Origin of the sequence: Prauserella halophila, assembly GCF_024171895.1 — a bacterium.
GTDB classification, from domain to species: Bacteria; Actinomycetota; Actinomycetes; order Mycobacteriales; family Pseudonocardiaceae; genus Prauserella; species Prauserella halophila.
In genome coordinates this window covers 226,808-252,246 of sequence record NZ_JAMTCQ010000010.1, presented here as the reverse complement: position 1 = coordinate 252,246, position 25,439 = coordinate 226,808, and the positions used below count along the sequence as shown (strand labels likewise).

Sequence of the window (25,439 nt, the reverse complement as noted above, 5' to 3'; positions counted from 1 at the left end):
GCGGAGCCCTTGCCTCAAGGTATGAATAGTGGTTCACTTCTTGGCATGGTGTACCGCCGCACCCCGAAGGTCCAGGCACGCATGGACTCCCAACGCGCCGCGATCCTCGATGCAGCCGTCGAACTGCTCGCCACCCGCGGCTATGCGGGCTGCTCCGTGGTCGCCGTCGCCCAGGACGCGGGCGTGGCCACCGGCAGCGTCTACCGGCATTTCCCCAGCAAGGCCGAGCTGGTCGCCGAACTGTTCCGCCAGCTCGTGACACGGGAGGTCGAGGCGGTCGAACGTGCGGCGCAGCAGCCGGGATCGGCAGGCGAACGCGTCGTCGCCGTCGTCGACACGTTCGCCGCGCGTGCACTCAAGGCCCCGACCCTCGCGTACGCGCTGCTCGCGGAACCGGTGGACACGCCCGTCGAGGCCGAACGCATCGTGTTCCGCCGCGCGTTCCGCGACGTCATCGCGGCCAGGATCACCGAGGGCGTGCGGGACGGCACCTTGCCGCCCCAGCAGGCCCCGCTCACCGCCGCCGCGATCGTCGGCGCCGTCGCCGAGGTCATGATCGGACCGCTGACCTCGGGCAGCGAGGGCGCCGTCGGCGAACTGCCCACCTTCACCCTGCGAGCCCTAGGAGCCCCCGATGCCGGCAACCCATGACGTGACGAACCAGGTACCGCAACTGACCGGCCACGACGTCGCCGACGACCCGACGCTGCTCGCCGCCCTGGAACACGAGGGAGCGAACTGGGCCGCCGACGAGGTGCACGAACTCAGCAGGCTCGCCGGCAGCGAGCGCGTGCAGGAGTGGGGCAGGCTGGCGAACGAGAACCCGCCCGTCCTGCGCACCCACGACCGAGTGGGTCATCGCATCGACGAGGTGGAGTTCCATCCGCACTGGCACGACCTGATGGACGTGGCCGTGTCGCACGGCCTGCACGCCACGCCGTGGCAGGACCCGCGACCGGGCGCGCACGTGGCCCGGGCGGCGAAGTTCTACGTGTGGAGCCAGAACGAGGCAGGCCACACGTGCCCGATCTCGATGACCTACTCGGCGGTGCCGACGCTGCGGCACAGCCCGGAGCTCGCCGCCGCGTACGAACCGCTGCTCGCCGCGCGCGAGTACGACTACGGCCTGCGCGTGCCGGCGAGCAAGCGCGGCCTCATCGCGGGCATGTCGATGACGGAGAAGCAGGGCGGCTCGGACGTGCGCGCCAACACGACGACCGCGGCTCCGGCCGGCGACGGCTCGTATGCGCTCACGGGCCACAAGTGGTTCACGTCGGCGCCGATGTCGGACGTGTTCCTCACGCTGGCGCAGGCACCGGGCGGGCTGTCGTGTTTCCTGCTGCCACGCGTGCTGCCGGACGGTTCGCGCAACACCATCCACCTGCAGCGGCTCAAGGACAAGCTGGGCAACAAGTCCAACGCGTCGGCCGAGATCGAGTACGACGGCGCAATCGGGTGGCTCGTCGGCGAGGAGGGCCGCGGGGTCCGCACGATCATCGAGATGGTGTCGAACACGCGCCTGGACTGCACCATCGGCGGTGCGGCGGGGATGCGCTACGGCACGGCGCGGGCGGCGCATCACGCGCGGCACCGGTCGACGTTCGGCACCCGGCTGGCCGACCAGCCTGCGATGGCGAACGTGCTGGCGGATCTGGCCGTCGAGTCGGAGGCGGCGACCCTGGTGGCGATGCGCCTGGCGGGGGCGAGCGATCGTGCGGCGACCGACGACGGCGAGGCGGCGTTCCGGCGGCTGGCCTTGGCGGTGACGAAGTACTGGGTGTGCAAGCGGGCGCCTGCGCATGCGGCCGAGGCGCTGGAATGCCTCGGTGGCAACGGTTATGTCGAGGAGTCGGGCATGCCGCGCCTGTTCCGCGAGTCGCCGTTGTCGTCGATCTGGGAGGGTTCGGGCAACGTCGCGGCGCTGGACACGTTGCGCGCCATGGCGAAGCAGCCGGATTCGGTGGAGGCGCTGGTCGCCGAGCTCGACGCGGCGTCCGGTGCGGACGGACGGCTGGACGAGGCGATCGCCGGCGTGCGCAAGGAACTCGCCGACCTGTCCGATGTGGAGTATCGCGCGCGCAGGCTGGTCGAACGGCTGGCGCTGGTGCTGCAGGGATCGCTGCTGGTGCGCCGCGGCGACGAGGCGGTGGCCGACGCGTTCTGCGCCTCCCGGCTGGCGGGCGACCGGGGCACGGCCTTCGGCACGCTGCCCACCGGTGTCGACACGAACCGCATCCTGAGCCGCGTCACCCCGAACGACTGACCGCCCACCCGAGTGAGGGTCTTGTGCCCCGAAGGGCACCTTGGGGGCGTTGGGCGCCCCGAAGGTGCCCTTGGGGGCGCCAACCCACCGGCCCGACCACCACGCTCAGTAGCCGAGGTCGAGGGTCCAGTACCAGCCGTCCTCGTTGAGACCGACGCCGAGAGCCGTGGCGTCACAGTCGGTGATGTTGGCCCGGTGGGCGTCCTGGGACATCCAGTTGTCGACGACGGCGCGCGCGGACGTGACGCCCATCGCGAGGTTCTCGGCCGCGGGGTCGTCGTAACCGTACGATTCGACGCGGTCCTCGAACGACGTGCCGTCCGACGATTCGTGCGACAACCGCCCGTGCTCGGACATGTCGTCGCTGTGCGCCTGCGCGGACTCGTCGAGTTCCGGGGCAACGCGGGCGGGGGAGCAACCCGCGACCTCGCGTTCCTCGTTGATGTACCGCGCGAGCTCGTGGGCAGGCAGTTCGCTCCGGCTCTCGGAGGTGGTCGCGGGGGAGGTCGTCGGCGACGTGGTGTCCGATGCCGACGTGGACGGGTTCGTCGTCGGCGTGGTCGAGACCTCGGAGGTTTCCGAGCTGTCCGGTGTCTCCGGCGGCGCGGACGTGGTGGCGGGCGGCGACGGCTCGACGGTGGTCGTGGTGGGTTCGTTGCCGGGCAGCGAGACGGACGACGTCGCGGGAGCGGGTCCCACGGATGCCTCGGCACCCGGTCCGCCCTGCTGGTCGGCCGGATCGGTGGGCGGATGTTCGGGTGACCGCCGTTCCAGACCATTGCTCGGCCCTGCGACCTGCGCCGTGTCGGACGCGTCGGTGCCCGGCCACAGCAGGTGACCGCCGACGGCGCCCGCGACACCGACGAGCACGCTGAGTGTCACCATCGCGGTGCGGGATCGGGGGGTCGGGGTAACCACGACCAGGCAAGCTACCACCAACGGGTGATTTAGCGAACCGATCTGTGAGAACGATCAGTCACACGTCTTCGACGCCGTCGCGCCCGGCCACAGGAACGGGGTCGAGCGTGGTCTCGACCCTCAGCGCGTGGTCTCGACCCTCAGCGCGCGGTGTCGATGCGGTCGAAGTTGCGGTACGCGCGGCTGGGCGTGGGGCCGCGCTGTCCCTGGTACTTGGAACCGGCCGCGCTGGAGCCGTACGGGTGTTCGGCCGAGCTGGTGAGCCGGAACAGGCACAGCTGGCCGATCTTCATACCGGGCCACAGCGTGATCGGCAGGTTCGCGACGTTCGACAGTTCGAGCGTGATGTGCCCGTCGAATCCGGGGTCGATGAATCCGGCGGTCGAGTGTGTCAGCAGGCCGAGTCTGCCGAGCGACGATTTGCCTTCGAGCCGGCCCGCGAGGTCGTCGGGCAGGCTGAACAGCTCGAACGTCGATCCGAGCACGAACTCGCCCGGATGCAGTACGAACGCTTCGCCCTCGGTCTTCTCGACGAGCGAGGTGAGCTCGTCCTGCTGCAACGACGGGTCGATGTGCGTGTACCTCGTGTTGTCGAAGACGCGGAAGAACCGGTCGAGGCGCACGTCGATACTCGACGGCTGAAGCATCTGCGGCCCGTACGGGTCGACGGCGAGCCGGCCTGCGTCGAGCTCCTTGCGGAGGTCGCGGTCACTGAGCAGCACGGACCCACCCTATCCCTGCGGTGCTCACGCCGCGGGACGCATATGCCGTGCGTACGTGCCGTCGATCCGGAACAGCGAGCCGAGCCTGCGCAGGTACTGCCTGCGCCCGAGCTCGCCGATGCGCTGCTGCACCGCCGTCGCGCCGGGCACGACGCGGCGCACACTCTCGGCGGCGAAGTTGGCGGCCGCACCCGCGACCACGGCTCCCTGCGCGATCGGATCGTTCGGCAGGCCGAGGAAGTCGGCGTTGTCCTTGCCGAGCACGAGCCTGCTGACCGAGGCGTGCACGCGGACGGACGCTTCGGCGAGCACCGTGCCCAGCGCGCCGCGGCCCTCACCGGCACCTTCGTGCGCGGCGAGCAGCGCGGCGGCGAGGCGTTTCGAGTCGTCGTCGGGGATGAACTCGCTGGTGGCGAGCAGCCAGAGCAGGCGCCAGGCGTCGTCCTCGGTGGCGGGCAGGAGTTCGTCGTCGATGCCCATGAGGTGGCCGACGTAGCGCCACAGGTGGTGGATGTCGGCGCGTTCGCCGTCGGTGTAGCGCACGCCGAGCAGCTGCATGCCCACGACGTAGACGAGTGAGAACAGCAGGAGCGTGCCGACGGTCTGGACCTGGTTGACGGGCCGGTCCCAGGCGTCGTGGTCCCAGTCGGGGCGGCGGTTCATGGCGGCGCGGACGTGGGCGTGGACGAGGCGGACGCGCAGCGCGGCGGCGTAGCCGTGCTCGTGGGTGCGCAGCGCACCGGGCGTGGTGACCTCGAGCCACCAGTGCGTGGTCTCGACGAGTCGTTTCGGTGCCATGTCTTCGACGAGAGCACCGGTGCCGACCAGCGGTTTCGTCGCTCTCGACGAGAGGTAGCCGCCCATGAGGGCCATGTCGCCGAGCGGGAAGAGGCCCAGCAGGCCGGTGCGGACGATGGCGCGGGCGCCCGCGTCGAGGCGGGTGTCGTCGACCCAGTAGGGCGTGGCTTCCGCGTGACGGAAGAACGCGAGCAGCTCGGCAGGCGGGTCCGGGACGGCATCGATGCCGTCGGTGAGCGCACGCTCGAACAGGGCGCGGCCCTCGCCTTCCGGCAGGCGTTCGATCAGGGCGACGACGTCGTCGGCGAGAGGGTCACCCAGCTGGGCGTACTCGCGGAAGGCGTTGAGCTGACGCCGGGTACCGCGCACGTCGCCGGGGGCGTACAGCCGTGTGGCCAGGCGAAATCCACCGGAGCGCAGGAAGTCCGGCTCGGGCAGCCGCTCGTCGACACTCATCGCATGCTCCTTTGCGCGACCCTTTCGGGCCATGACAACAAGTGTTGTCAATCAAGGCCATGAGCGTCAAGCGAGGGATCGGGCCGGATTCGACCGGGGGTGGGGGTGACGATCCGCGGCGACGTTGTAGGATCGGTCGACAGCAGGCGGATGTAGTTCAATGGTAGAACATCAGCTTCCCAAGCTGAGAACGCGGGTTCGATTCCCGTCATCCGCTCCAAGCACGAAGGCCCAGGTCAGAAGCCATCCACTTCGGACCTGGGCCTTCGTCATGCTGGGTGACGCGAGTAGCGTGTGACCACCAACCGAGGGCCGTTGAGTCGTCACCCTCCTCCGAATCGGTCTCCGAGCTGACACGACGCTCTACGAGCACCCCGACCCACGAACCGAGTAACTCGAAGCGTGGTCGATCTCGTGAATCCCGATGAACCTCACCGGTGCGCACCGACCTCGTGCTCGCCGCCGGCAGCTGGGCAACCTCGCCCATCGACGATGGACATCATCATATTCTCGTCACCGTCCGAACTCTCGGCCGGCTACAACGACGAGGCCGTCAAACCTAACCCCAGAGTACTATAATGTCTTGAACTAGTTGACCCCAGAACGCCTCGCCCTGATCCACGAGTTAATAACCGAAAAAATAACGACCAGACCTGCAGTGACATGAAGCAGCGACAACCAGATAGGATTATCACTACTGATTGTTAAATAAACCCCAGAAAAAAGTACAACCACACCCAAGAGAAGCCCCAGAAGGCGTGTCTGAGTGGACCTCCACGGACCCTCACGCACTACAGCTCACCCCAAAATTACCACGAAACCAAGTAAAGTCTACCCAAAAAATTAGCACGATTACGCATTCTACGCAAATTGGAGCCTCCCGGCGCCGGGGAACAGCAGTAGTCAAATATATTCCTTCCGCATGGCCCCGTAATATTTATACAGACATTTCTACCTTTATCCATTAACCTAATAATTGATCATTATGTGCGACCGAAGAAAACCTTCAAAAGGGTGACCTGCGGGTGTCATACACGCACTTCAAGAGACGTAGTTCGATCGGCGCAGCCAACGGGAACGTAAAGACTACGGAGCCTTCCACTCGGCTGGATCCCATCCAGTGCCGACCCACACGCCAAGCGCGTCGCGTTCGCCGTCATCGGTCGATTCGTAGCCTGTACGTTCCGGCCCAGCGCTCCCGCCGTGCCCCGCGGAGCGCTGGAAAGACTGCCGAATTGCCCTCTAGAGATCAAGGGCGGCGCGCTTCGCGCGCCGCCGCCGGGGCACGCCCACCAGGACTGAGAGCCGGTCAGCGATCATCCCATCGGCCTCGCTGATGACTCGCTGGTAGATCAGGACCTACGCATGGCGTCGTGGCCATCCGAGCCGTGACGTCCTTGTGCACTGGACAGGTTCCGACGAGGGGAACGGTGTCCACGGCCCGGGCCTTCGTCGTACACGCGCACACGACGGCGTGCAGCTTCTCGCGACGCCGTAAATGCGGCGCTAGCTTCCACCCGGGCGCGCGGCCTGAGCCAAGAGGTCGGCGTGCAAGAGATCGGACGCCCCGACTACCTCGACGCCGGTGATTTTGCCGTCTTTCCAGTCCATGATGACGGGGCCGGAGATTCCCGGCGGGGTCTCGAGTTCGACGATTCGACGGCCAGGAGCAAGTTCATTGTCCGTGAGGTACAGGTACGCGGCGTCGGCCTCGGGGTCATACTCGATATGCACCACTTCATGGTGGCGTACCTGTCCACACGCGGACAACCAGCAAAACCGACCATCGACAGTCCGCTATGGACCGGGGTCGCACATAGCCGTCCAGTCTCACTGCTGCCGCGCCGTCACCGTGGTTCGAGCAGGCAGAACTCGTTGCCCTCAGGATCCGCGAGAACAGTCCACTCCGCCTCATCGGGTTGTCCCGCCGAAACCCGAGACGCTCCCCGTGCAAGCAGATCGTCCAGCGTCGCCCCTTGGTCACCGGCGTACAGATCTAGATGCAGCCGATTCTTGGCCGACTTTCGGTCATCGACCGCGACGAAGAACAAGGAAGGCGCGCTTCCATCGGGTTCCTGCACCTCGACACCGCCGGGGACCGGATCCGTCACTCTCCAGCCGAGCGTCTCCGCCCACCACTGCGCGAGGGACAACGGATCGCGCGCATCGATGGTCAACGCCTCCCACCTGATCACCATGACCGCAGGATCCACCGACCCACACCGAACCGCAACAGTGGTCGCCGACAGACCACGCTCCACGCGTACCTGGCAGTGTCAATCGGTGGAAGCGCGTGACACCGCCCCGACCCGGCCACGCCACGCCACGCCGTCAGGCTCGACTCCCCGGCACCGGCCGCGGAACGAGACGCGGCCGTGTCCGGCCGCAGTCCTCACGCGGCGGTCCAGACGCCGAGTTCGTTGCCGGCCGGGTCGCGGAAGTGGAACCGCCGCCCACCGGGGAAGTCGAACGGCTCCTGGGTGATCTCACCACCCGCCTCGCGCACGGCGCGCAGGCTCGCCTCCAGGTCTGTCGAATACAGCAGCACCAGCGGTCCACCGGGGGTGACCTGGTCCTCCTTCCGGAAGCCGCCGACCTCGGCCGTGTCGCCGGATGCTCCGCGGATCCCGACGTACGCGGGCCCCGGACCGTAATCGGTGAACCGCCAGCCGAACGCGTCGCCGTAGAACGCCTTGACCGCGTCGAAGTCGGTGACGGGAAGCTCGACGTAGTCGAGCGCATGATGGGTGTTCCTCGCGATATCAGCCATGCACCGATCCTGCCCGCGACCCACGACAGTTTCAGCAGCCACCCGCAGCAGTGCCCGAGCCGCCGTGGGACGAGCGGCGGCACTGACCAGTGACGGCGCTACTGCGGCCGAAGAGTCGGCGGGTGGTCGAGCAGAAGGTAGTCCCGGGCCCGCTTGTTCGTCTCCGCACCACCCACGTGCACCGAATGCAGAATCCCGTTGTACACCAGATCCCAGAGCCGATGGTTTCGCTGGAGCCTGATTATTTTAGGGCGCAGGGAACGCCCTTCATTGTCAACCATTTCGATTGCGTGCGCAGCCCCATCAAGGTGTACTTTGACGGTGGCGAGGTCGTACGTTTTTACGTACGCGTCATCATCTAGCGCGAGCCAGTCAACACCCGCGTAGACCTTCTCAGACCCCGCCGATGCGAGGAAGATAAATGGCCATGGCAAAATTAGTATCCATAACCACCACACGCCCATCCAGGAGAATCCGCCGTCTAGAATTACGCCAAAGACGGCCAGTATCGCCGACATGGATGCGCCGGCCATCATTCGACCGGCGCGCGTGGGGTAGAACCACTCCAGCATCGGGCCTTCAGCCACAGGAGAACGAGGTACACGATCCGCGCTCAGTTCTCGCCGGTCGTCCGGTCGTTCTCCTTCAGATTCCAGCGGGGCCCCCGAGGGACGAGGTTCGCCCGTATACAAGTCAGGTTTGGGTGGAATCCTGGAAACATCCATGTAGCCGCCTAAAATAGGTCACCAAAGAAATCACCGGCCACCCGCCCTGCCTTGCCTATCGCATCCCCCGCGTCGGACAACCGGTCGCCGGTCCAATCCACCGCTTCGCCCGCCATGTCAGCGACGTCATCGCCCCATTCGTCAATGGCGAATCCGACTCCCGCAGACACGACCGCACTTCCAGCCACGGCCCATCCGACCGGCCCGCCCGCGCTCGCCACTGCCGCTGTTGCCAACGAGCCAGCGACAAAGCTGCCAGCACCCGATGCGATGGCCTTGCCCGGATCCTTACCACCGCGAATATCCATTCCAACGCCGACCGCGGTTAAACCGGCCCCGAAAACCGGGGTCTTGCTGGCAAGCTTCGTCGCACCACGGAGTGCCGGATTTGAGGCAGCCTTCGCGGATTCCACCTTCCCGAAGTCGAAGTTCGTCGTGAGCACAGTTTTCAAGTTCGGCGGCACTCACCAGTGACGGCGCTACTGCGGCCGAAGAGTCGGCGGGTGGTCGAGCAGAAGGTAGTCCCGGGCCCGCTTGTTCGTCTCCGCACCACCCACGTGCACCGAATGCAGAATCCCGTTGTACACCAGATCCCAGAGCCGATGGTTTGCCTGCAAGTCGTCGACCCGTGGCCGAGCACTTCGACCCGAACTGTCCACCATCTGAATCACGTGCGCCACGCCATCTACATGAACCGTGGCCTTGGTCAACTCGTAGGTCTTCACGTAGTCCTTGTCGGACACCGCCAGCCAGTCAGCACCGGCCGACTTTCCACCAGTCCGACTCGCCAAGAAGAGCACCGGGACAGGCAAAAGCACCAACCCCCAGAGCCACAAATTATCCACCCAAGTAAACCCTGAGCGAAATACATACATGGCAAAGATAAAAACACTAACAAGGGCGCCGGCTACTATACGGCTTGTCCTGTCCGGATAGAACCATTCTAGCATCACGCCTTTCTCGGATGGAGGCTTCGGCACTTTTTCCACCTTCACCTCGCTGCTCTCAGTACCACCCTTTCCTTCATCAGTACGAGGCGCACTCGGCGGACGCGGCTCTCCTGACATCGAGTCAGGCTTCGGTGGCAAGTCTCGAAGGTTCATTCTTCCCCCTCTAGAACAGACCACCGAAGAAATCACCAACAGCTTTGCCTGCGTCCGAAACGCGATCGCCGGCCCAGTCGGTCACCTCTCCGGCGGCCTCAGCGGCATCGTCTCCCCACTCATCAATCGCGAACCCGACCCCAGCTGATACAACGGCACCACCGGCCACCGCCCAGCCAACAGGGCCACCCGCACTCGCCACCGCAGCAGTTGCCAACGAACCCGCGACAAATCCACCCGAACCTGACGCTACAGCCTTTGTAGGATCCTTCCCGCTGGCGATATCCAAGCCCACTCCACCCGCCGTGATGAGTCCGCCGACCACGGGTAGTTTACTGCCGAATTTGGCCGCACCACGCAGTGCCACATTAGACGGCGGCCTCTCCGGGCTGTACTTCCCGAAATCGAAGTTCCTCGTGAGCACAGTTTTCAAGTTCTTCGGCAGCTTGTCCACCATGCGGGCGGTACGTGTGGCTGTCGCCCGGTTCAGCTCCGCCTGCTTGGCGAGCCTGCGTTCGACCTCCAAGGAGTCCGCGCGTGCCTGTGCGTACGGGTTCGTCCTGCCGCTCTTCGCGTACGCGGCCGCGCGTTCGATCGCCGGGTCCAGCGCCTTCGCCGCCGCCCGGTACTGACTCGTGCGTTGGGCGACCGCTCCCGCCAGGCCTGTGCTGATGTCGGCGATGTTGATCGGCGCCTTCTCCGCATAGCCCTTCGCAAACTTCACGAACGTCTGCTGCGACTTGATGAATGCCTCACGCGCCGGAGTCGCTGTCCGTTCCGCTTCCACGTAGGCCTTGACCTGCTTCTCGTGCGCCGCCTGCGCTTGGGTGGCCTGGTCGTGGATCTGCTGCTGGCGTGGACTCGGCTTCTTGTCGGTCGGCAACGACGCTGGATCTGCCGGCGCAGGACCCGGTTCCTGGATGATGTTTCCGCTGATCGTCAGGCCGCCGTTGCGCGCGATCTCCAGCGCCTGCAACATGCGTGACTTCGCCGTATGGATGTCATCGGCGTGCGAGTCGAGCCGGGACGACGTGCGGGACAGGTCCGTGCTGAGGCCGTCGATCTGCCCACCGAACTTCGTCATCGTGCTTCGGAACCCGTCCGAAGCCTCGCCCGTCCACGTGGCTTCGGAATCACCGCGCGCCCCGTACACCTGCGTCCCCGCCGTGTGCACGTTCTGGGACCTGCCCTGCAACCACTGCGCGACGCTCCTGATGCTCGCCGCATCCGCCTTGATCTCGGTGTCGATCGACATGGCTCCCCCTCACAGCCCACCGCTGGCGTTGGACACATCGACGCGACCGTCGTGCTCGGCCGTCTCATACGCATCGCGTCCGGATGCCACGGCATCACCGGCGGCTCCACAACCTTCGACAACGCCGGCGAGGGAGGTCGACAGCGCACCGACGATCCCCTGGACGACTTCACTGATCTCACCCGCGTTCGGCGCAGGCGGACGCTGCCCCGCGGCCTGTTCCAGCGAACTCGCGCCGTTGCGCAGTTTCGACGCGATCCCGTCCAGCGAACCGGTATCCGCGCCGTATCCACTCACGAACGCCTCCGGTGGGTACTGCCTCCTGACGCTGGTCGTCCGGAAGAACGGCGTTCCACAGAACCTCGGTGGCGCCACTGTCGGTCACGATGCGGTTCAGATAGTCACTTCGCACCGACAGCCACGGCTGCCCTTCGCCACACCCCTCGACGAGAGCCTCCAGTGAGGTGAAGGCGAGCAGGACGAGCCGCTCGTCCTCCAGTCGCCGCAACTCGACCGTCGCCTCCTCATCGCCGTAGTGAACGCGTTCGGACGGTAGGTAGACCTCGTCGGGCCGGTCGTCGGCCGCATCGGCGAACTCCGGTCCGATCACCGGAGGTGCAAGGGCGTCCTGAGCCCCGAATCGTTCTTCAGGCACGTCGTCCTCCCAACGTCGTGTCCGGTTCACACGAAACCACCAAAACGTCCTGAGCAGCAACTATGGCGGCGTGTCGCGAAAAGTAACACGGCGTGATACTCAAGGCCCGGAACCGAAACCAGCCGTGTGAAGCCACGTGCGCTCGCGTCGTCGTCGGGCTCCATACACATGTGCTCCCGCGGTACCGAAGACTCGCGGGAGCAGCTGCCGGGCCGGGGTTTCGACCGCGCGGCGATGACCACACGGACGTAGCCTCGGGCACATGGAGCTCGGACTGCACTATTACACGTTCACCCACCCCGATTGGGAAACGACGCTCGCCGACCGCCTGGCCGAGACCGCCCGCGTCGCCGACGACGGCGGCGTGAGCCTACTGACCCTGATGGACCACTGGTTCCAGATGGAGCAGGTGGGCGGTCCGTTCGAGCCGATGCTCGAGGGGTACACCACGCTCGGCTACCTCGCCGGCCTCACCCGCAACATCCAGCTCGGCCTGCTCGTCACCGGCGTGACATACCGGCACCCCGGTCTGCTGGCCAAAACCGTCACTACGCTCGACTCGCTGTCGGAAGGCCGCGCAGTACTGGGAGTCGGCGCCGCCTGGTACGACCGGGAACACGCGGGCCTCGGCGTGCCGTTCCCGTCGACCGCCGAACGATTCGAGCGCCTCGAGGAGACCCTGCAGATCTGCAGGCAGATGTGGTCCGACGACGACGGCGCCTACAACGGCAAGCACTACCGGCTCGCCGAGACGATCTGCCTGCCCAAACCCGCCGACGGCACGATTCCCGTCCTCATCGGCGGTGGCGGCGAACGCAAGACACTTCGGCTCGTCGCGCAGTACGGCCAGGCGTGCAACCTCTTCGGCGCACCCGGCGACGACGGTGTCGCGGCGGTGCGGCACAAGCTGGACGTGCTGCGCGGGCACTGCGACAGGCTCGGCACGGACTACGACGCCATCCGGAAGACGATCCTCTACCAGGGCGAGACGACCACCGACCCCGACGGATTCCTCCGGCAGATGGAGGCCTACCGCGAGCTCGGCGTCTCGCTCGTCAGCGTGATGCCGCCCGCGTATCAGGACCCGGTGCCGTGGGCGACGAGCCTCGTCGGCGACATCCGGCCGAGGCTCGCCGCCGTCTGACGTTCCCTGCCTGACAGTCACCGCCTGACGTTCGCTGCCTGACGGTCACTGTCCGAAGTTCACTGTCCGAAATCGACTGCCGGCGGCTGGCGCGGCAGGCCACTCAGCAGCAGTGGTCGCCGCGCCAGGCGTCGCGTCCCTCCTTGACCGCGAGCGCAGCGATCACCAGCGCGGCGGCGGGATCGGCCCACGCCCAGCCGAACACCGAATTCAGCAGCAGCCCCGCGAGCACGACACCCGACAGGTACGTGCACAGCAGCGTCTGCTTCGAATCGGCGACCGCGCTCGCCGAGCCCAGTTCACGGCCGGCACGGCGTTGCGCGTACGACAGCACCGGCATGATCACCAGCGACACCGCAGCCAGCGTGATGCCGACCGTCGAATGGTCCGCCTGCTCGCCGCCGGCCAACGCCGTGACGGACTCGAACGTCACATACGCAGCCAGCGCGAAGAACGACACCGCGATGACCTTCAGCGCGACACGTTCCCGCCGCTCCGGATCACGCCCCGCGAACTGCCACGCCACTGCCGCCGCCGAGGCGACCTCGACCGTCGAATCGAGCCCGAACCCGATCAGCGCCGCCGACGACGCGATGGCACCCGCCGTGATCGCGATGATCGCCTCGATGACGTTGTAGGTGATCGTCGCCGCCACGAACAGGCGCACCCGGCGAGACAGCACCGCACGTCGACGATCCGTCGGACCCGAGTTCGTAAGCCCCGCGGTCGCCGTCGCCGCGGCTGCCGTCGCCACAGGTGCCGGCGATGCGGTGTCGGCCGAGCAGCAGCCGTCGCTGCATGCCTCCGCGTCGGCGGCGACAGCGGTACCGGTGGCTGTTGTGGCTTCGATAGGTAGCGCGGCTTCGGCGGACGGCGCGGAGTTGGCCGCCGCCGGTGAACCGCTCGGGTCGCAGCAGTCGTCAGCCATCCGTGGCGACCTCCCCGTCCGCGGCGTGCGCTGTGGCCTGCGCAGCGTCCTGCTCGGCCGTGACCTCGTCGGGGCACGGCGGCGCAACGGCCGACTCCGGTGCCGTCTCCGCAGGCGCCTGCGATTCGTCGATGCACGCCTCGCCCGTATCGACGGCGAGCACCACCTGCACGAACTCGCCCAACGCGCGCGCCAGGTGCGGATCCGCCAGCTCGTACCGGACCTGCCTGCCCTCGTACGCCGCCACGACCAGTCCGCATCCCCGCAGACACGCCAGGTGGTTCGACACGTTCGAGCGCGTCAGGTCGAGCTTCGTCGCCAGCTGCCCCGGGTAGTTCACGCCGTCCAACAGGGCCACCAGGATGCGGCACCGGGTGGGGTCCGCCAGCGCCCGTCCCAGGCGCGACAACGCCGCCTCCCGCGTTTCACTCGTCAGCATGCATCGAACAGTACAGCCGCACCTGACCATTCAGCAAGGACTGAACCGTCGCGGTCGGGGCCGAGTCATGCCGGCATCCCGGTCAGCGCGTCGCCGAGCGGGCGGCCTTGCGGCGCAACCGGTTGTACGCGCCGGTCAGCCCCATTGCCCGGCGCGCCTCGAACACGACCTCACGGACCACGGCGCGCGTCCGTTCCGTGCCGGCGACGACGAGCTCGTCGACGTATCCGGACCGAGCGGCATACTGCGCGCGCCGCTCCCGCACCGGATCGAGGAACCGGTTGAGCGCCGTCGCCAGCGCCTGTTTGACCTCGCCGTCGCCGACGCGCCCCTCGCGATACCGCTGCTCGAGATCGGCCACCTGCCCGCGGTCGTCGTTGAACGCACGGTGGTACTCGAACACCGGGTTGCCCTCCACGGTGCCGGGCACGTCGGCCCGCACCCGCTGCGGATCGGTGTACATGCCGGCCACCTTGCGGCTGACCTCCTCGGACGGGTCGGAAAGGTAGATCGCGTTGCCGAGCGACTTGCTCATCTTCGCCCGCCCGTCGGTGCCGATGAGGCTGGGCACGTCGCTGGCGACGGCGGCGGGCACCGGGAAGACCTCGCCGTACAGGCCGTTGAACCGCCGTGCGATCTCGCGGGTCACCTCGACGTGGGCGTGATTGTCCTGTCCGACCGGGACGGCGCCCGCCTTGACGCACAGGATGTCCGCCGCTTGCAGCACCGGATAACCCAACAGCGCGTAGCCCATCTCGCCGCCGCGGCTCATGTCCTTCAGGCTCGGGACGCGCTGCAACCGCGGGACCGAGACGAGGCTCTGCAGCAACGTGTTCAGTTCCGCGACCTCGCCGATCGCGGACTGCAGGTAGAACGTCACGTGTTCCGGGTCGACACCCACGGCGAGCGCGTCGAGCACCTGGTCCCGGACGTGCTGCGGAATTTGCGCGATGGCCTCGGGGGAGTTCTCCGTCGTGAGCAGGTGCAGATCGGCCAGGATCAGGAACGTCTCGTATTCGCGGGCCAGCCGAACCCGGTTGGCGAGGCTGCCCACGTAGTGGCCGAGGTGGAGCCTGCCGGTCGGGCGATCACCGGTGAGCAGACGGGGGCGGGACGGGTGCGACATATCGGTGCCTCCAGGGTCGAGTCGGAGACCACCCGCGGACGCACCGTCACGAAAACGCGAAAACGGCCGCCCTCAGGGCGGCCGTGGTGAACATGCGCAAGGTCAGGGCCGCCGGTCGGCGGCCCACCACATGGCGATTCGAGTGCGCATACGTCGACGATACCCGACCCGTGCTGCCGATCCGGGCCCACGCCCCGGGCCCAACACCGCATCGGCGACCGGATCGGATGCGACACCCTCAGCCCGCTGCGACACCCTCAGCCCGCGATGCGTTCGTTGTACGTGAACTCGACACCACCCGCGGCGCACGCCTGCCGCAGGACCTCCCGCACCCGCTCGACCTCCGTCCTCTCGGGCGTACCCAGGTCGGCCTTGATCCGGTTCGCCCCGGCGAACACACTCCGCTGCGGGTCCGTGGTCGTGCGTGCCTTCACCGCGGTGCCGTCGACGAGGTCGAGGTAGGCGTGCATGCCGACCCTGTCCTGCCCGCCGAGGTTGGTCAGGACCTCCAGCCGGAACGCCGACAGGTCCCGCCACGACAGCTGAAACCCGCCGCGCGTGATCGGGCCCGACGGCACGACGATCAGATCGATCAGGTCGTCGCCCGCATATCCCGAAGCCTGCTTCGTCCTCGGGTACAGCAGCAGCATGAACGTGGCGCATCCGGCGACACCCAGCGCGAGCAGCAACCAGCGCGCGGGCGGCTCCAGGAACATCGAGACCACACCCGCCACCACCAGCTCGGAGATCCCCGCGTACAGGAAGATGTTCGCCCTGCGATTGTTGGCGACCGGGTCGGCGACGTGGCGGTAGATCTCACCGGTCCGCTGCGCGGGCGGCATGGCGGGAACACGGACGGATTCGGGCATCGGCACTCCTCGGGACGGACATTCCTCGGGACGGACTCTTCGGGGCGAGCCCTCGGGCAGCAGGCCGCGGGCCGCGGGCCGCGGGGCGAATGACACCGGGCGAATCCTACGACGGCCACCGGCCCGGCAGGGCCGTTTCGTGACTCCCCGACGGCGTGCGCACCGGCAGCCTGCCGCCGAGCAGCGTTGACCTCGAACGGCGTTGACCTGGAGTTAACTCGAAGTCATAGCGTTCTTCCCAGGAGAAAGGAGCCGACCATGAAGAAGATCAACGACGAGCTGTGGGAAACCGAACCCGAGTATCCGTTCCCCGGGCTGAGCACTCACGCCTACCTGTGGCTCGCGCCCGGCGGCAACATCCTGTTCTACAACACGACGCACGAGTCCGAGTTCGACCGCATGGCCGAGCTCGGCGGCGTCGCCCATCACTACCTGAGCCATCAGGACGAAATAGCGCCGTCCCTGCACACGATCAGGGAACGCTTCGGACCGGCGCTCCACGCCCACGCGACGGAAGCCCACCTCGTCGGCGAGGTGGCGCCCGTCGACGACGCCTTCGACGACCGGCACATCACCACCACCGGCATCGACGTGATCCCGACTCCGGGCCACACTCCCGGCAGCGCCTGCTACCTGGTGCCCCTGTCCGGCCGGAAATACCTGTTCACCGGCGACACGATCTACGCCGACCCCCACGGCCACTGGCGTGCCGGCTACATCCCCGGCATGAGCGACCACGCGCAGCTCACGGCGAGCCTCACCGGTCTCGCCACCCTGCAACCCGACGTCGTGGTCTCGAGCGCGTTCACCGGCGATTCGGGCGTCACCGAGCTCGGCGGGCGCACGTGGGCGGACTGCGTGCACGAGGCACTCCACGCACTCGAACCGGAGGCGGCAGGCAGCAACTGACGATCCGCGCGCGACGCCGGGGCAGACCAGGGGAAACACGCGGCAGTCATCGGCCATGACCTCCATTCGAGTGATGCACACCATTCAATGTCACGGCGTGATAACGGGCAGGGGAAGTGCGGCGATACCCCGGATGACCCCATACACATCCCCCGGCTCGAGATGGAGATCGTCCATGTGGACATCTGCCTCGGGCGCGCTCGGAATCGCAGGACTGGCCGCATGGTCGGTCACGGGCGTGCTCGCGTTCCTGGTGGCAGGGCTGACGTTCCTGCTGCTGCTTTCGCTCGTGGTGCTGTCACCGAGCCCCGCGCGGTAACACCGCGACCGGCACCACGTCGACGTCGGCCGAACACCGCCAACCCCGGGCGCGCACCGCGGACACCCCCGACCGCCACGAAGGAACCTCCCCGGTTTCATCCCGATTCGTGACGAGTCCGCGGCGTCGCAGGCGGTGCAGGCCGTCGGTGACCGGACACGGGCGGCGCCGGATCGGACTCCCCGAACCGGCCGGCGCTGCTCGTGTCCATCCCGACACCGAGCCCGCTACGTCGCAGCGTCGGCACGCGAGCTCGCCTGATCGTCGGACCCATCGGGCATCCTGGGCGAAGCACGCACCACAGCAGGCACCGACATCCCGGGGACCGCTATGCGCACACTCGCGATCACCCAGAACATCACGCTCGACGGCTGCGTCGAGATGCTCGACCCGTGGTCGGACCTGAAGACGCAGTTCGACCCGACGGTCGACAATCCCGAACTCGCCGCCGAGAACCGCCGCCACCAGCAGCGATGCGACGCGGTTGTGTTCGGCAGGCAGACCTTCGAGGACTTCCGCGGCTTCTGGCCGAACCAGACCGGTGACGTCGCCGACTTCCTCGACCGGGTCGACAAGTACGTCGTCACCGGCACGCTCACCGATCCCGGTTGGCAGAACACCCACGTCATCGACGCCGGCGAGCCGGTCGCGGCGATCCGCGAGCTCAAACGGAAACCGGGTGCCGACATCGTCGTCACGGGCAGCATCACGCTCTGCCATGCGCTCATCGAGGCAGGTCTCGTGGACGAGTACCGGTTGTTCGGCTATCCCGTGGTCCAGGGCCGCGGGCGCAGGCTGTTCCCGGACGGCATCGCGCTGCCGCACATGACGCTGCGCGACATGAAGTCGTTCCCCGGCGGCATCACCTACACCTGCCACACCCCGGTCTGAGCCACGGTCCGCACGGCACGTTCAGCGTCGGCGTTTCGCCCGCTCCGGCGCTTTCCGATTCCAGGACTCCTCGAGGAGCTCGTGCAGTTGCGCCTCGTCGACGGCGTCGAGGTCGACGAGGATCGCGCCGTAGCCGTCGTAGTGCGGCGTGGTGTAGAAGGCCTGCTCACCGGACGCCAGCAACGCTTCCTTCTCGTCCATACCGCACAGCAGCACCAGTCCACCCTCGGCCTCGGTGCGCAACCGCGCGAAACTCTTGCCGTTGACCTTCAGCGCAGGCGTGCCGTACGAGATGGCTTCCTCGACCTCCGGCAACCCGGTCCCGAACGACACGACGTCGGCCCACTTGCTCATCCCGACACACTCCTATTACCGGTTCGGCGGTTCTCACCGGCGCGGCGTCCCTACCGGCGCAGCGTCTCTACCCGCGCAGCGCCGCCGACGACCACCTACGACGAGCGTTCCCGCAGATCGGCCCGAAACCTCGCCGACGCGAGCGGGTCGACCTCGCCGAGTGCCGCGAGCTGCGCACTTCGGGTGCGGTCGCGGCGACGGTCCGCGCGGCGGTCTTCCCACGTCACGATGACCGCGGCGACAGTGAGCAGCAGGGCGAACAGCCCGATGGTCGACGCCAGGTACACGCCATCTCCTTTGATGCCGGTATGTGTGGCAGGTCACACAGCATAGACAATCCGTCACCACCGGCGCCACCCCACCTCCCGAATCGCCGCAAAAGACTGCGGAGCGTCACCGGATTCCGCCCTGACCAGGGGCATGTCAATCGTTTGCGAACAACAACCGGCGGGTAGGCAGCTGACCAGGCACACTCCGCCTAGGAACTGCATAAATCATCGGCTCATCGCGTCATGAGGTCGAAGCTCACCAGTCACAGCTGCGAACGACAGCGAGTAGATCTCGCCGGGGGACCGTGGCGACACGGCGGCGAACACGTCCACAAGGACGTGCGGAGACGGAGTGGTTATGGCGCAAAGCACCGAAAGAGGCCGCCCGACAGGGGGCCTCGGACCAGCAGGAACGCGGACTCTCACGGTCGCGGTCCTCGATCCGGTCCCGGTCTTCCGGGAAGGCCTGAACGTCCTGGTCGGCAAGACACCGGGACTGCAGTGGGTGGGCCACGCGGCCAACCACCACGCATCGCTGCAACTGTGTGAGCAGCTGCGGCCGAACATCGTGATCCTCGACTCCGGGTTCGATCCGCACTGCCACCTGGTCCGGCTGCTCCGGGACGGCGATCCGACGCTGGTCGTCGTGGTGCTGGTGCGCGATGCACACCGCACGCCGCAGTTCCTGTCGGCAGCCGCGGCCGCGGGCGCCCACGCGACCGTCCCGCGCACGGCCGATCCCCGCCGCCTGGCGGAGGCGATCCGGCGGGCGCACGTCGACCGCCGCTACACCGACCCGGCGCTCGCCGCGCTGACGGCGCGTCCGAAGCGGCAACCGTCGGCCGACGGAGCGAGCACGAGCGGCAAGCAGCAGATGCCGTTGTCACGGCGCGAGTACCAAGTGCTGCAGCTGGTGGCCGAAGGGCTGGAGAACTCGGCGATCGCCAAGACGCTGTTCCTGTCGGTGGAGACCGTGCGCACACACGTCAAGAGCATTCTGCGCAAGCTGTCGGCCCGCGACCGCACACACGCGGTGACGAAAGCGTTCCGTTCGGGGATCCTCATCCCGCGCCCCGAGGAGACCACGGCACCCGCCGACAGCACCCCCGGCCCGCCACCACAGCACACCCCGACACCGCACGCCCCGACACAGCACACGCCGACACCGCACGCCCCGACACCGCACACGCCGCCGCAACACACCCCTGCGGCCGGCTCTCCCGCAACCCCGCCCACGACTCCACCCATCGCACCGGCCTGACCGGAACGGCGGCCACGCGGCCGTCCAACCACAGAGACACTCGGCCCCGCGACCACCCGGCCGCGGGGCCAACAGGGATGTCCACGCGCAGGGTGTCCACGCGGTACGGATGCTCCGGGTCGGTCGGCGTCCCTGACGAAAGGACCGAAAACCGGAGACGAGACCCAGAAAACACCGCCACGACTTGCCGTCGATTACTTAGGGGTAATATCCTTAAGTTACCGGCGAGTAGGGCCGTGTTGTCCGGAGTGTCCACTTCACGGGGCGAAGTCCGAACAGTGCCCAGCCGCCACACCCGAACAACCTTCGTACGGAGCGACGACATGGGCCACTACAAGAGCAACGTCCGGGACCTGGAGTTCAACCTCTTCGAGGTCCTCGGCATCCAGAACCGACTCGGCAAGGGTGTCCTGGCCGAGTCCGACGAAGAGACCGCCCGCGGCGTACTGTCCGAGCTCAACAACCTCGCGACGGGCCCGCTGGCCGAGTCCTTCGAGGATGCCGACCGCAACCCGCCGGTGTACGACCCGAAGACCTTCTCCGCCACGCTGCCGGAGTCGTTCAAGAAGAGCTACCAGCAGCTGTGGGACGGCGAGTGGTGGCGCCTCGGCCTCACCAACAAGCTCGGCGGCTTCGGCCTGCCCCCGACCGTGCAGTGGGCGGCCTCCGAGCTGATCCTCGGTGCGAACCCGGCGCTGTACATGTACATGGCCGGCCCGAACTTCGCGATGGTCGTCGACCAGAACGGCACCGAAGAGCAGCAGCGCTGGGCGCAGCTCATGATCGACCGCGCCTGGGGCGCGACGATGGTGCTGACCGAGCCGGACGCCGGTTCCGACGTCGGCGCGGGCCGCGCCAAGGCCGTGCAGCAGGAGGACGGCTCCTGGAACATCGAAGGCGTCAAGCGCTTCATCACCTCGGCCGACCAGGACATGACCGAGAACATCATGCACCTGGTGCTGGCCCGCCCCGAGGGTCACGGCCCGGGCACCAAGGGCCTGTCGCTGTTCCTCGTGCCGAAGTACCACTTCGACACCAACACCGGTGAGCCCGGCGAGCGCAACGGCGCCTACGTCACCAACGTCGAGCACAAGATGGGCCTGAAGGTCTCCACCACGTGTGAGCTGACCTTCGGCCAGCACGGCACGCCCGCCAAGGGCTGGCTGCTCGGCGAGGTGCACAACGGCATCGCGCAGATGTTCCAGGTCATCGAGTACGCGCGCATGATGGTCGGCACGAAGGCCATCGCGACCCTGTCGACGGGCTACCTCAACGCGCTCGAGTACGCCAAGGAGCGCGTGCAGGGTCCGGATCTGACCAAGCAGACCGACAAGAACGCCCCGCGTGTCACGATCACGAACCACCCGGACGTGCGCCGCAGCCTCATGCTGCAGAAGGCCTACGCCGAGGGCATGCGCGCCGTGTACCTCTACACCGCGTCGTTCCAGGACCAGGTGTGGACGCAGGAAGGTGACGAGGACTCGATCAAGCTCGCCGAGCGGGTCAACGACCTACTGCTCCCGATCGTCAAGGGCGTCGGCTCCGAGCGCGCCACCGAGCAGCTGGTGCAGTCGCTGCAGACGTTCGGCGGGTCGGGCTTCCTGCAGGACTACCCGATCGAGCAGTACATCCGTGACGCGAAGATCGACTCGCTGTACGAGGGCACCACGGCCATCCAGTCGATGGACTTCTTCTTCCGGAAGGTCGTCCGCGACAAGGGCCAGGCCCTGACCCACATCGCGGGCGAGATCTCCTCGTTCGTGGAAGGCACGGGGTCCGAGCCCGACTCGCGCCTGAAGAAGGAGCGGGAGCTGCTCAAGCAGGCCCTCGACGACGTCCAGGGCATGATCGGCTCGCTGATCGGCAACCTGACCTCGGCGCAGGAGGACGTGAACAACGTCTACAAGGTCGGCCAGCACAGCGTGCGGCTGCTGCTGTCGGCAGGCGACCTGATCGTCGGCTGGAAGCTGCTGCAGCAGGCCGAGATCGCACTGGGCAAGCTCGACGAGGCCAGCGGCAAGGACAAGTCCTTCTACGAGGGCAAGGTCGCCGTGGCTTCGTTCTTCGCCAAGCAGGTGCTGCCGGAGCTCACGGCCCGCCGCGCCATCACCGAGGCCGCCGATAACGACCTGATGGAGGTCGACGAAGCGGCGTTCTGATCCCCGCGATCGAACACCACGACCGAAAGGGCACCCCGGCCGCAACGTCACCGACGCGGCCGGGGTGCCCTTTTCGTGTTCGCTCGGCGGTCCGCGAAAACGCCGACTGTTCGGCAGTCGCGTCCGCCGAGGTCACGGTTCCGATCGGGCTCGTTCGGCCCGTTGCGCCGCGACGCGGTCGGTGTAGGACTGCGTGCTGAGGTCGGCATCGGCCACTCCGAGATCGACGAGTACCGAACGGACGACGTCGAGTGCGGCGTCCACATCGTGAGGCTCGGCGGCAGTTTCGACTTCGAGGAAGGTCTGCCCCGGCAGTTCGGGGATCTCCACGACGGTGGCCAGCAGGTCCCGGCCCCCGCAGGTGAACCGGTAGTTGTCGCAGTGTTTGCTGAACTCGATCAGCACGGTCAGACCGAGGCCGAGGAAGGTTTCACGGAGCACGTCCGGGTCGTCGACGACGGTCTCGTGCTCGGGTTTCGACCCGGTGTCGTGCACGGGCGGCTGCTTGTAGGTGAGCACCGTGCGAGTCCGGTCCGCCGTCGTGACGGTGCGGACGCGAAGCTCGTATCCCCGGGCATCGAGCGAACGATCCGGATGGTCGTAGTAGGTGTCCGCGTAGGTGCTGCGTTCCACGGGGGCGAAGGTGCCGAGAGTGGCGCGGACGAGGTCGGAGTCACGGACGAGAGCGGTGAGTTCGGCCTCAACCGGCACAGGGGCACCTCCAGCTAGACAACGCGGCGTGCGGTGCGCCGCAATTCGTCGGTAAACCTACGGATTCCTCGCCAGAACGCGCCATAGGGCGACGGTCCGAGTTGATACATGGGGCTGGTGTGTCCTTCGTGGACTTCACCGAACGCGGACACGAACAGCGTGTCGTCGAGGCCGATGACACGCCAGGCGGGGAGCAGGTCGTAGAGGTAGGCTTCGACAGTGGCGCCGTCGTTGGCCAGGTCGGCGAGCAGTTCCAGCGACAGCCGCACGCCTGCGGTGAACGACTGGCAACTCTCGCCGATCTCAGTTGCGCGTCGCTGAGCGGCATCGCTGTCAGGGTCGAGAAGCAGCACCCTTACCGTGACCTCGCGGTTGCGAATGCGCGCGCGCAGCAAGGAGTCGTTCAAGCCAAGGATGCCGAGACCGCGCACAGCGAGAACCTCGACGACGTCAGCGTACGCAGCACGGCGCTCGATCTCCGGCCTTGCCGCGGCTATACATCTCACCGTGAGATACCCGCGATGATATGGGCTGACCACTGCCCGTGACCGATGCTGCAGACATGTGGCTCGTGCGACGCTCCGACAGTGCTGTTTTCGTGGTCAGCCACGACGGATGGCCGATCAAGACCGACCCGGATGAGCCTGATCTTGCGACGGTGCCCGGCTGGCGTCCGGTCGTCGCAGGCGTCCGCCACATCGGCGGCACAGTCAACGAGCCACCCACCGGCGTGACGGCCGAAATGCTGTGCGGTCGTGAAGTGACGGTACCTCGACGGCGGCACCGCGCAGGCCCGATGCTCTTCGACTGCTCCGCATGCTGGCATGTCTGGCTCGGCGTCGACTGAGGACGCGCTCACGGGCTCGCTCGCAGCGAACTTCAATGGCCCGGCCGGGGACGCACGATGAGCATCTCGAGATCCTGCAGAAGGAGGAGGAGCGCGATGGCTGAGAACCTGAACGATCTGGATCGTCTTCGGCCCGTTGACCCGACCGCCCTTGCCGAGGCAACCGAGGCCCTCCACCAGCGCGAACGATCCTGGCAGTTCCGCGAACTGCGCACTCGCACCCAACTGACACAGGCGGAAATCGCCGAGCGGATGCACGTCGGCCAGAACCGTGTCTTGCAGATCGAGCCAGGCGGGGTGGAACACGCCCGGTCGGAGACGCTCCGGACGTACGCCGAGGCGTTGGGCGGCGAGCTGAACGTGGAAATCAAAGCAGAGAACCACAGCTATCACGTCGCATGATGGTCACCGACGCGGCCGGGGTGCCCTTTTCGTGTTCGTTTCGCCCGAACAGCGGGTTGGCGATGCGATCATCGGGTATGCACGGAGTGTCGCCCGCCGACGGCGGGCCGGCGCAGGCATGTACACGCGCAGGAGGCTCGCATGGAGATTTCGGGCATCATCTCGGCGATCGTCGTCGGGCTCGTCATCGGCGTGCTCGGCAGGCTCGCCGCTCCCGGCAAGCAGAAGATCGCCATCTGGCTGACCCTGCTCGTCGGCATCGTCGCCGCGTTCGTCGGCACCGCCATCGCCCGCGGCCTCGGCTATGCCGACACCGACGGCTGGGACTGGCTCGAGCTCATCACCCAGGTGGTCGTCGCCGCTGTCGGCGTTTCCCTCGCCGCCGGGATCGCGGGCAAGAACCGCAAGAAGGTCGAACGCTGACGCGTCCTTGGACTCACTCCTGGTCACAGCGGCCGCTTTCCGCGAATCGCTGCTTCCCGACGGCGAACCGATCACGTTGACGCCGGCACGGGTCAGGCGACTGCCGCCGTGGTGTCACGAGTGAGCAATCGGCCCTCGTGATGGACATCGCAGCCGGCACGCTCACCGAGATCGCCGGCATCGCCGACCGGCTCCGCGACGGTACTGAGTCCCGCTGAACTCAGGTCGGCGGCAGCAGGGACCGCTGCGGCAGCGGCGACGAGTAGACCACGCTCGTCGTGACGCTGCCGAGACCGCCGACCCTGCCCGCAACCTGTTCCAGATGCTTCATGCCGGTCGCGACCACCTTCATGACGAAACAGTCGTCACCGGTCACGTGGTGGGCTTCGATCACCTCCGGCAGATCGGCCAGCAGCCGGTGGAGCGGCTCGTAGTTGCTGCTCGGATAGCGCAGGCGGAGAAACGCCATGATCGAGTAGCCGAGGCGTTCGGGGTCCACCCGGGCGGCATAGCCGTGGATGACACCGGCCTCCTCCAGTCTGCGCATCCGCTCGGCAGTGGCGCTGTGGCTCATGTTGATGGCCCGCGCCAGGTCGGCGATGCTCTGCCGGCCGTCGTCCTGGAGCGCACCCAGGATGGCCGTGTCGACCTTGTCGGGCTCGAAAGGGATTGTCACGGTCATGACCTGACAATGCCATGAATCCCCCGGCGATCGTCGCTATA

At 67.1% G+C, this 25,439-nt stretch carries 29 protein-coding genes, 1 tRNA gene and 2 pseudogenes; 12 read left to right on the top strand and 20 right to left on the bottom strand.

Annotated elements, in window-relative coordinates; genetic code table 11:
- Positions 1-45 precede the first annotated feature (45 nt).
- Positions 46-651 (top strand): TetR/AcrR family transcriptional regulator, encoded by a 606-nt coding sequence (locus tag LY41_RS13550; protein WP_253864356.1) that lies wholly within the window; start codon positions 46-48, stop codon positions 649-651.
- Positions 635-2,263 (top strand): acyl-CoA dehydrogenase family protein, encoded by a 1,629-nt coding sequence (locus LY41_RS13545; protein WP_253864355.1) that lies wholly within the window; start codon positions 635-637, stop codon positions 2,261-2,263. The genes LY41_RS13550 and LY41_RS13545 overlap by 17 nt, the downstream gene beginning before the upstream one ends.
- 105 nt (positions 2,264-2,368) lie before the next feature.
- On the opposite strand, the gene LY41_RS13540 is transcribed toward LY41_RS13545, so the two are convergent.
- The 3 genes from LY41_RS13540 to LY41_RS13530 all read right to left on the bottom strand — a co-directional run bounded on the left by LY41_RS13540 (position 2,369) and on the right by LY41_RS13530 (position 5,157).
- Positions 2,369-3,181 (bottom strand): CAP domain-containing protein, encoded by an 813-nt coding sequence (locus tag LY41_RS13540; RefSeq protein WP_253864354.1) that lies wholly within the window; start codon positions 3,179-3,181, stop codon positions 2,369-2,371.
- Positions 3,182-3,321: 140 nt separating this feature from the next.
- Entirely contained in the window at positions 3,322-3,903 is a 582-nt protein-coding gene (gene dcd, locus LY41_RS13535) for a dCTP deaminase (protein ID WP_253864353.1), read from the bottom strand.
- Positions 3,904-3,927: 24 nt separating this feature from the next.
- A complete protein-coding gene (locus tag LY41_RS13530; RefSeq protein ID WP_253864352.1) occupies positions 3,928-5,157 on the bottom strand; it encodes an oxygenase MpaB family protein in 1,230 nt (409 codons plus the stop codon).
- Positions 5,158-5,303: 146 nt separating this feature from the next.
- Between LY41_RS13530 and LY41_RS13525 the strand changes: the two genes are divergently transcribed.
- A tRNA-Gly gene (locus tag LY41_RS13525) sits at positions 5,304-5,377 on the top strand.
- 1,286 nt (positions 5,378-6,663) lie between these two features.
- On the opposite strand, the gene LY41_RS13520 is transcribed toward LY41_RS13525, so the two are convergent.
- The 8 genes from LY41_RS13520 to LY41_RS13485 form a co-directional block, all read right to left on the bottom strand.
- Positions 6,664-6,891: a DUF2283 domain-containing protein gene (locus tag LY41_RS13520; RefSeq protein WP_253864351.1), complete on the bottom strand. Its 228-nt coding sequence runs from the start codon at positions 6,889-6,891 to the stop codon at positions 6,664-6,666.
- A gap of 113 nt (positions 6,892-7,004) precedes the next feature.
- Entirely contained in the window at positions 7,005-7,334 is a 330-nt protein-coding gene (locus LY41_RS13515) for a VOC family protein (protein ID WP_253864350.1), read from the bottom strand.
- A 215-nt stretch (positions 7,335-7,549) separates the two neighbouring features.
- Positions 7,550-7,927, bottom strand: a complete 378-nt coding sequence (locus tag LY41_RS13510) for a VOC family protein (RefSeq protein ID WP_253864349.1) — start codon at positions 7,925-7,927, stop codon at positions 7,550-7,552.
- 98 nt (positions 7,928-8,025) lie between these two features.
- Complete coding sequence (locus LY41_RS13505) at positions 8,026-8,514, bottom strand: hypothetical protein (RefSeq protein ID WP_253864348.1); 489 nt, start codon at positions 8,512-8,514, stop codon at positions 8,026-8,028.
- A 146-nt stretch (positions 8,515-8,660) separates the two neighbouring features.
- Positions 8,661-9,095, bottom strand: coding sequence for a hypothetical protein (locus tag LY41_RS13500; protein WP_253864347.1), 435 nt, complete (start codon positions 9,093-9,095; stop codon positions 8,661-8,663).
- Positions 9,096-9,131: 36 nt separating this feature from the next.
- Positions 9,132-9,641, bottom strand: a complete 510-nt coding sequence (locus LY41_RS13495; protein ID WP_253864346.1) for a hypothetical protein — start codon at positions 9,639-9,641, stop codon at positions 9,132-9,134.
- Between the two features lie 124 nt (positions 9,642-9,765).
- The gene (locus tag LY41_RS13490; RefSeq protein WP_253864345.1) at positions 9,766-11,010 is read right to left on the bottom strand and encodes a WXG100 family type VII secretion target; all 1,245 of its coding nucleotides are present in this window, start codon (positions 11,008-11,010) and stop codon (positions 9,766-9,768) included.
- A gap of 178 nt (positions 11,011-11,188) precedes the next feature.
- Positions 11,189-11,665 (bottom strand): SAV_915 family protein, encoded by a 477-nt coding sequence (locus LY41_RS13485; RefSeq protein WP_253864344.1) that lies wholly within the window; start codon positions 11,663-11,665, stop codon positions 11,189-11,191.
- 262 nt (positions 11,666-11,927) lie between these two features.
- Here LY41_RS13485 and LY41_RS13480 point away from each other — a divergent pair, with 262 nt between their 5' ends.
- Positions 11,928-12,809, top strand: coding sequence for an LLM class F420-dependent oxidoreductase (locus LY41_RS13480; protein ID WP_253864343.1), 882 nt, complete (start codon positions 11,928-11,930; stop codon positions 12,807-12,809).
- Between the two features lie 103 nt (positions 12,810-12,912).
- Here the strand turns inward: LY41_RS13480 and LY41_RS13475 are convergent, their stop codons facing one another.
- The 4 genes and pseudogenes from LY41_RS13475 to LY41_RS13460 all read right to left on the bottom strand — a co-directional run bounded on the left by LY41_RS13475 (position 12,913) and on the right by LY41_RS13460 (position 16,171).
- Entirely contained in the window at positions 12,913-13,563 is a 651-nt protein-coding gene (locus LY41_RS13475; protein WP_372493267.1) for a cation efflux transmembrane domain-containing protein, read from the bottom strand.
- Between the two features lie 289 nt (positions 13,564-13,852).
- Positions 13,853-14,176, bottom strand: a pseudogene (gene cmtR, locus LY41_RS13470) (Cd(II)/Pb(II)-sensing metalloregulatory transcriptional regulator CmtR); the annotation flags it as partial.
- 82 nt (positions 14,177-14,258) lie between these two features.
- Entirely contained in the window at positions 14,259-15,302 is a 1,044-nt protein-coding gene (gene trpS / locus LY41_RS13465; protein ID WP_253864342.1) for a tryptophan--tRNA ligase, read from the bottom strand.
- A gap of 257 nt (positions 15,303-15,559) precedes the next feature.
- Positions 15,560-16,171 (bottom strand): hypothetical protein, encoded by a 612-nt coding sequence (locus tag LY41_RS13460; RefSeq protein ID WP_253864341.1) that lies wholly within the window; start codon positions 16,169-16,171, stop codon positions 15,560-15,562.
- A gap of 258 nt (positions 16,172-16,429) precedes the next feature.
- On the opposite strand from LY41_RS13460, the gene LY41_RS13455 reads away from it, so the two are divergent.
- From LY41_RS13455 to LY41_RS13445, 3 genes are all read left to right on the top strand, one after another.
- A complete protein-coding gene (locus LY41_RS13455) occupies positions 16,430-17,080 on the top strand; it encodes an MBL fold metallo-hydrolase (RefSeq protein WP_253864340.1) in 651 nt (216 codons plus the stop codon).
- A gap of 175 nt (positions 17,081-17,255) precedes the next feature.
- Entirely contained in the window at positions 17,256-17,399 is a 144-nt protein-coding gene (locus LY41_RS13450) for a hypothetical protein (RefSeq protein ID WP_253864339.1), read from the top strand.
- Positions 17,400-17,729: 330 nt separating this feature from the next.
- Complete coding sequence (locus tag LY41_RS13445; protein ID WP_253864338.1) at positions 17,730-18,290, top strand: dihydrofolate reductase family protein; 561 nt, start codon at positions 17,730-17,732, stop codon at positions 18,288-18,290.
- Between the two features lie 21 nt (positions 18,291-18,311).
- On the opposite strand, the gene LY41_RS13440 is transcribed toward LY41_RS13445, so the two are convergent.
- Both LY41_RS13440 and LY41_RS13435 read right to left on the bottom strand, forming a co-directional pair.
- On the bottom strand, positions 18,312-18,644 hold the full coding sequence (locus LY41_RS13440) for an MmcQ/YjbR family DNA-binding protein (protein ID WP_253864337.1): 333 nt from the start codon (positions 18,642-18,644) through the stop codon (positions 18,312-18,314).
- A 95-nt stretch (positions 18,645-18,739) separates the two neighbouring features.
- Positions 18,740-18,931, bottom strand: a complete 192-nt coding sequence (locus LY41_RS13435) for a hypothetical protein (protein WP_253864336.1) — start codon at positions 18,929-18,931, stop codon at positions 18,740-18,742.
- 340 nt (positions 18,932-19,271) lie between these two features.
- Between LY41_RS13435 and LY41_RS13430 the strand changes: the two are divergent.
- Positions 19,272-20,036 (top strand): annotated as a pseudogene (locus LY41_RS13430) (response regulator transcription factor); the annotation flags it as partial.
- 461 nt (positions 20,037-20,497) lie between these two features.
- Positions 20,498-22,333 (top strand): acyl-CoA dehydrogenase, encoded by a 1,836-nt coding sequence (locus tag LY41_RS13425; protein ID WP_253864334.1) that lies wholly within the window; start codon positions 20,498-20,500, stop codon positions 22,331-22,333.
- A gap of 132 nt (positions 22,334-22,465) precedes the next feature.
- On the opposite strand, the gene LY41_RS13420 is transcribed toward LY41_RS13425, so the two are convergent.
- Both LY41_RS13420 and LY41_RS13415 read right to left on the bottom strand, forming a co-directional pair.
- The gene (locus LY41_RS13420) at positions 22,466-23,044 is read right to left on the bottom strand and encodes a class IV adenylate cyclase (RefSeq protein WP_253864333.1); all 579 of its coding nucleotides are present in this window, start codon (positions 23,042-23,044) and stop codon (positions 22,466-22,468) included.
- 14 nt (positions 23,045-23,058) lie between these two features.
- Positions 23,059-23,475 carry a hypothetical protein gene (locus LY41_RS13415; protein WP_253864332.1) on the bottom strand — a complete coding sequence of 139 codons (417 nt, stop codon included), beginning with the start codon at positions 23,473-23,475 and terminating at the stop codon, positions 23,059-23,061.
- A gap of 113 nt (positions 23,476-23,588) precedes the next feature.
- On the opposite strand from LY41_RS13415, the gene LY41_RS13410 reads away from it, so the two are divergent.
- The 3 genes from LY41_RS13410 to LY41_RS13400 all read left to right on the top strand — a co-directional run bounded on the left by LY41_RS13410 (position 23,589) and on the right by LY41_RS13400 (position 24,716).
- Positions 23,589-23,891, top strand: a complete 303-nt coding sequence (locus LY41_RS13410; protein WP_253864331.1) for a hypothetical protein — start codon at positions 23,589-23,591, stop codon at positions 23,889-23,891.
- Positions 23,892-23,987: 96 nt separating this feature from the next.
- On the top strand, positions 23,988-24,293 hold the full coding sequence (locus LY41_RS13405) for a helix-turn-helix domain-containing protein (protein WP_253864330.1): 306 nt from the start codon (positions 23,988-23,990) through the stop codon (positions 24,291-24,293).
- Between the two features lie 141 nt (positions 24,294-24,434).
- Entirely contained in the window at positions 24,435-24,716 is a 282-nt protein-coding gene (locus LY41_RS13400) for a GlsB/YeaQ/YmgE family stress response membrane protein (RefSeq protein WP_253864329.1), read from the top strand.
- 220 nt (positions 24,717-24,936) lie between these two features.
- Here the strand turns inward: LY41_RS13400 and LY41_RS13395 are convergent, their stop codons facing one another.
- Positions 24,937-25,398, bottom strand: coding sequence for an Lrp/AsnC family transcriptional regulator (locus LY41_RS13395; protein WP_253864328.1), 462 nt, complete (start codon positions 25,396-25,398; stop codon positions 24,937-24,939).
- Positions 25,399-25,439 lie beyond the last annotated feature (41 nt).

Bases quoted from the DNA above. Each gene is read 5' to 3' on its own strand.
- LY41_RS13395 (WP_253864328.1), bottom strand. From the start codon at position 25,398: ATGACCGTGACAATCCCTTTCGAGCCCGACAAGGTCGACACGGCCATC.
- LY41_RS13440 (WP_253864337.1), bottom strand. From the start codon at position 18,644: ATGAGCAAGTGGGCCGACGTCGTGTCGTTCGGGACCGGGTTGCCGGAG.
- LY41_RS13530 (WP_253864352.1), bottom strand. From the start codon at position 5,157: ATGAGTGTCGACGAGCGGCTGCCCGAGCCGGACTTCCTGCGCTCCGGT.
- LY41_RS13445 (WP_253864338.1), top strand. From the start codon at position 17,730: ATGCGCACACTCGCGATCACCCAGAACATCACGCTCGACGGCTGCGTC.
- LY41_RS13400 (WP_253864329.1), top strand. From the start codon at position 24,435: ATGGAGATTTCGGGCATCATCTCGGCGATCGTCGTCGGGCTCGTCATC.
- LY41_RS13545 (WP_253864355.1), top strand. From the start codon at position 635: ATGCCGGCAACCCATGACGTGACGAACCAGGTACCGCAACTGACCGGC.
- LY41_RS13460 (WP_253864341.1), bottom strand. From the start codon at position 16,171: ATGCCCGAATCCGTCCGTGTTCCCGCCATGCCGCCCGCGCAGCGGACC.
- LY41_RS13455 (WP_253864340.1), top strand. From the start codon at position 16,430: ATGAAGAAGATCAACGACGAGCTGTGGGAAACCGAACCCGAGTATCCG.
- LY41_RS13510 (WP_253864349.1), bottom strand. From the start codon at position 7,927: ATGGCTGATATCGCGAGGAACACCCATCATGCGCTCGACTACGTCGAG.
- LY41_RS13405 (WP_253864330.1), top strand. From the start codon at position 23,988: ATGGCTGAGAACCTGAACGATCTGGATCGTCTTCGGCCCGTTGACCCG.
- LY41_RS13480 (WP_253864343.1), top strand. From the start codon at position 11,928: ATGGAGCTCGGACTGCACTATTACACGTTCACCCACCCCGATTGGGAA.
- LY41_RS13550 (WP_253864356.1), top strand. From the start codon at position 46: ATGGTGTACCGCCGCACCCCGAAGGTCCAGGCACGCATGGACTCCCAA.
- LY41_RS13450 (WP_253864339.1), top strand. From the start codon at position 17,256: ATGTGGACATCTGCCTCGGGCGCGCTCGGAATCGCAGGACTGGCCGCA.
- trpS (WP_253864342.1), bottom strand. From the start codon at position 15,302: ATGTCGCACCCGTCCCGCCCCCGTCTGCTCACCGGTGATCGCCCGACC.
- LY41_RS13425 (WP_253864334.1), top strand. From the start codon at position 20,498: ATGGGCCACTACAAGAGCAACGTCCGGGACCTGGAGTTCAACCTCTTC.
- LY41_RS13490 (WP_253864345.1), bottom strand. From the start codon at position 11,010: ATGTCGATCGACACCGAGATCAAGGCGGATGCGGCGAGCATCAGGAGC.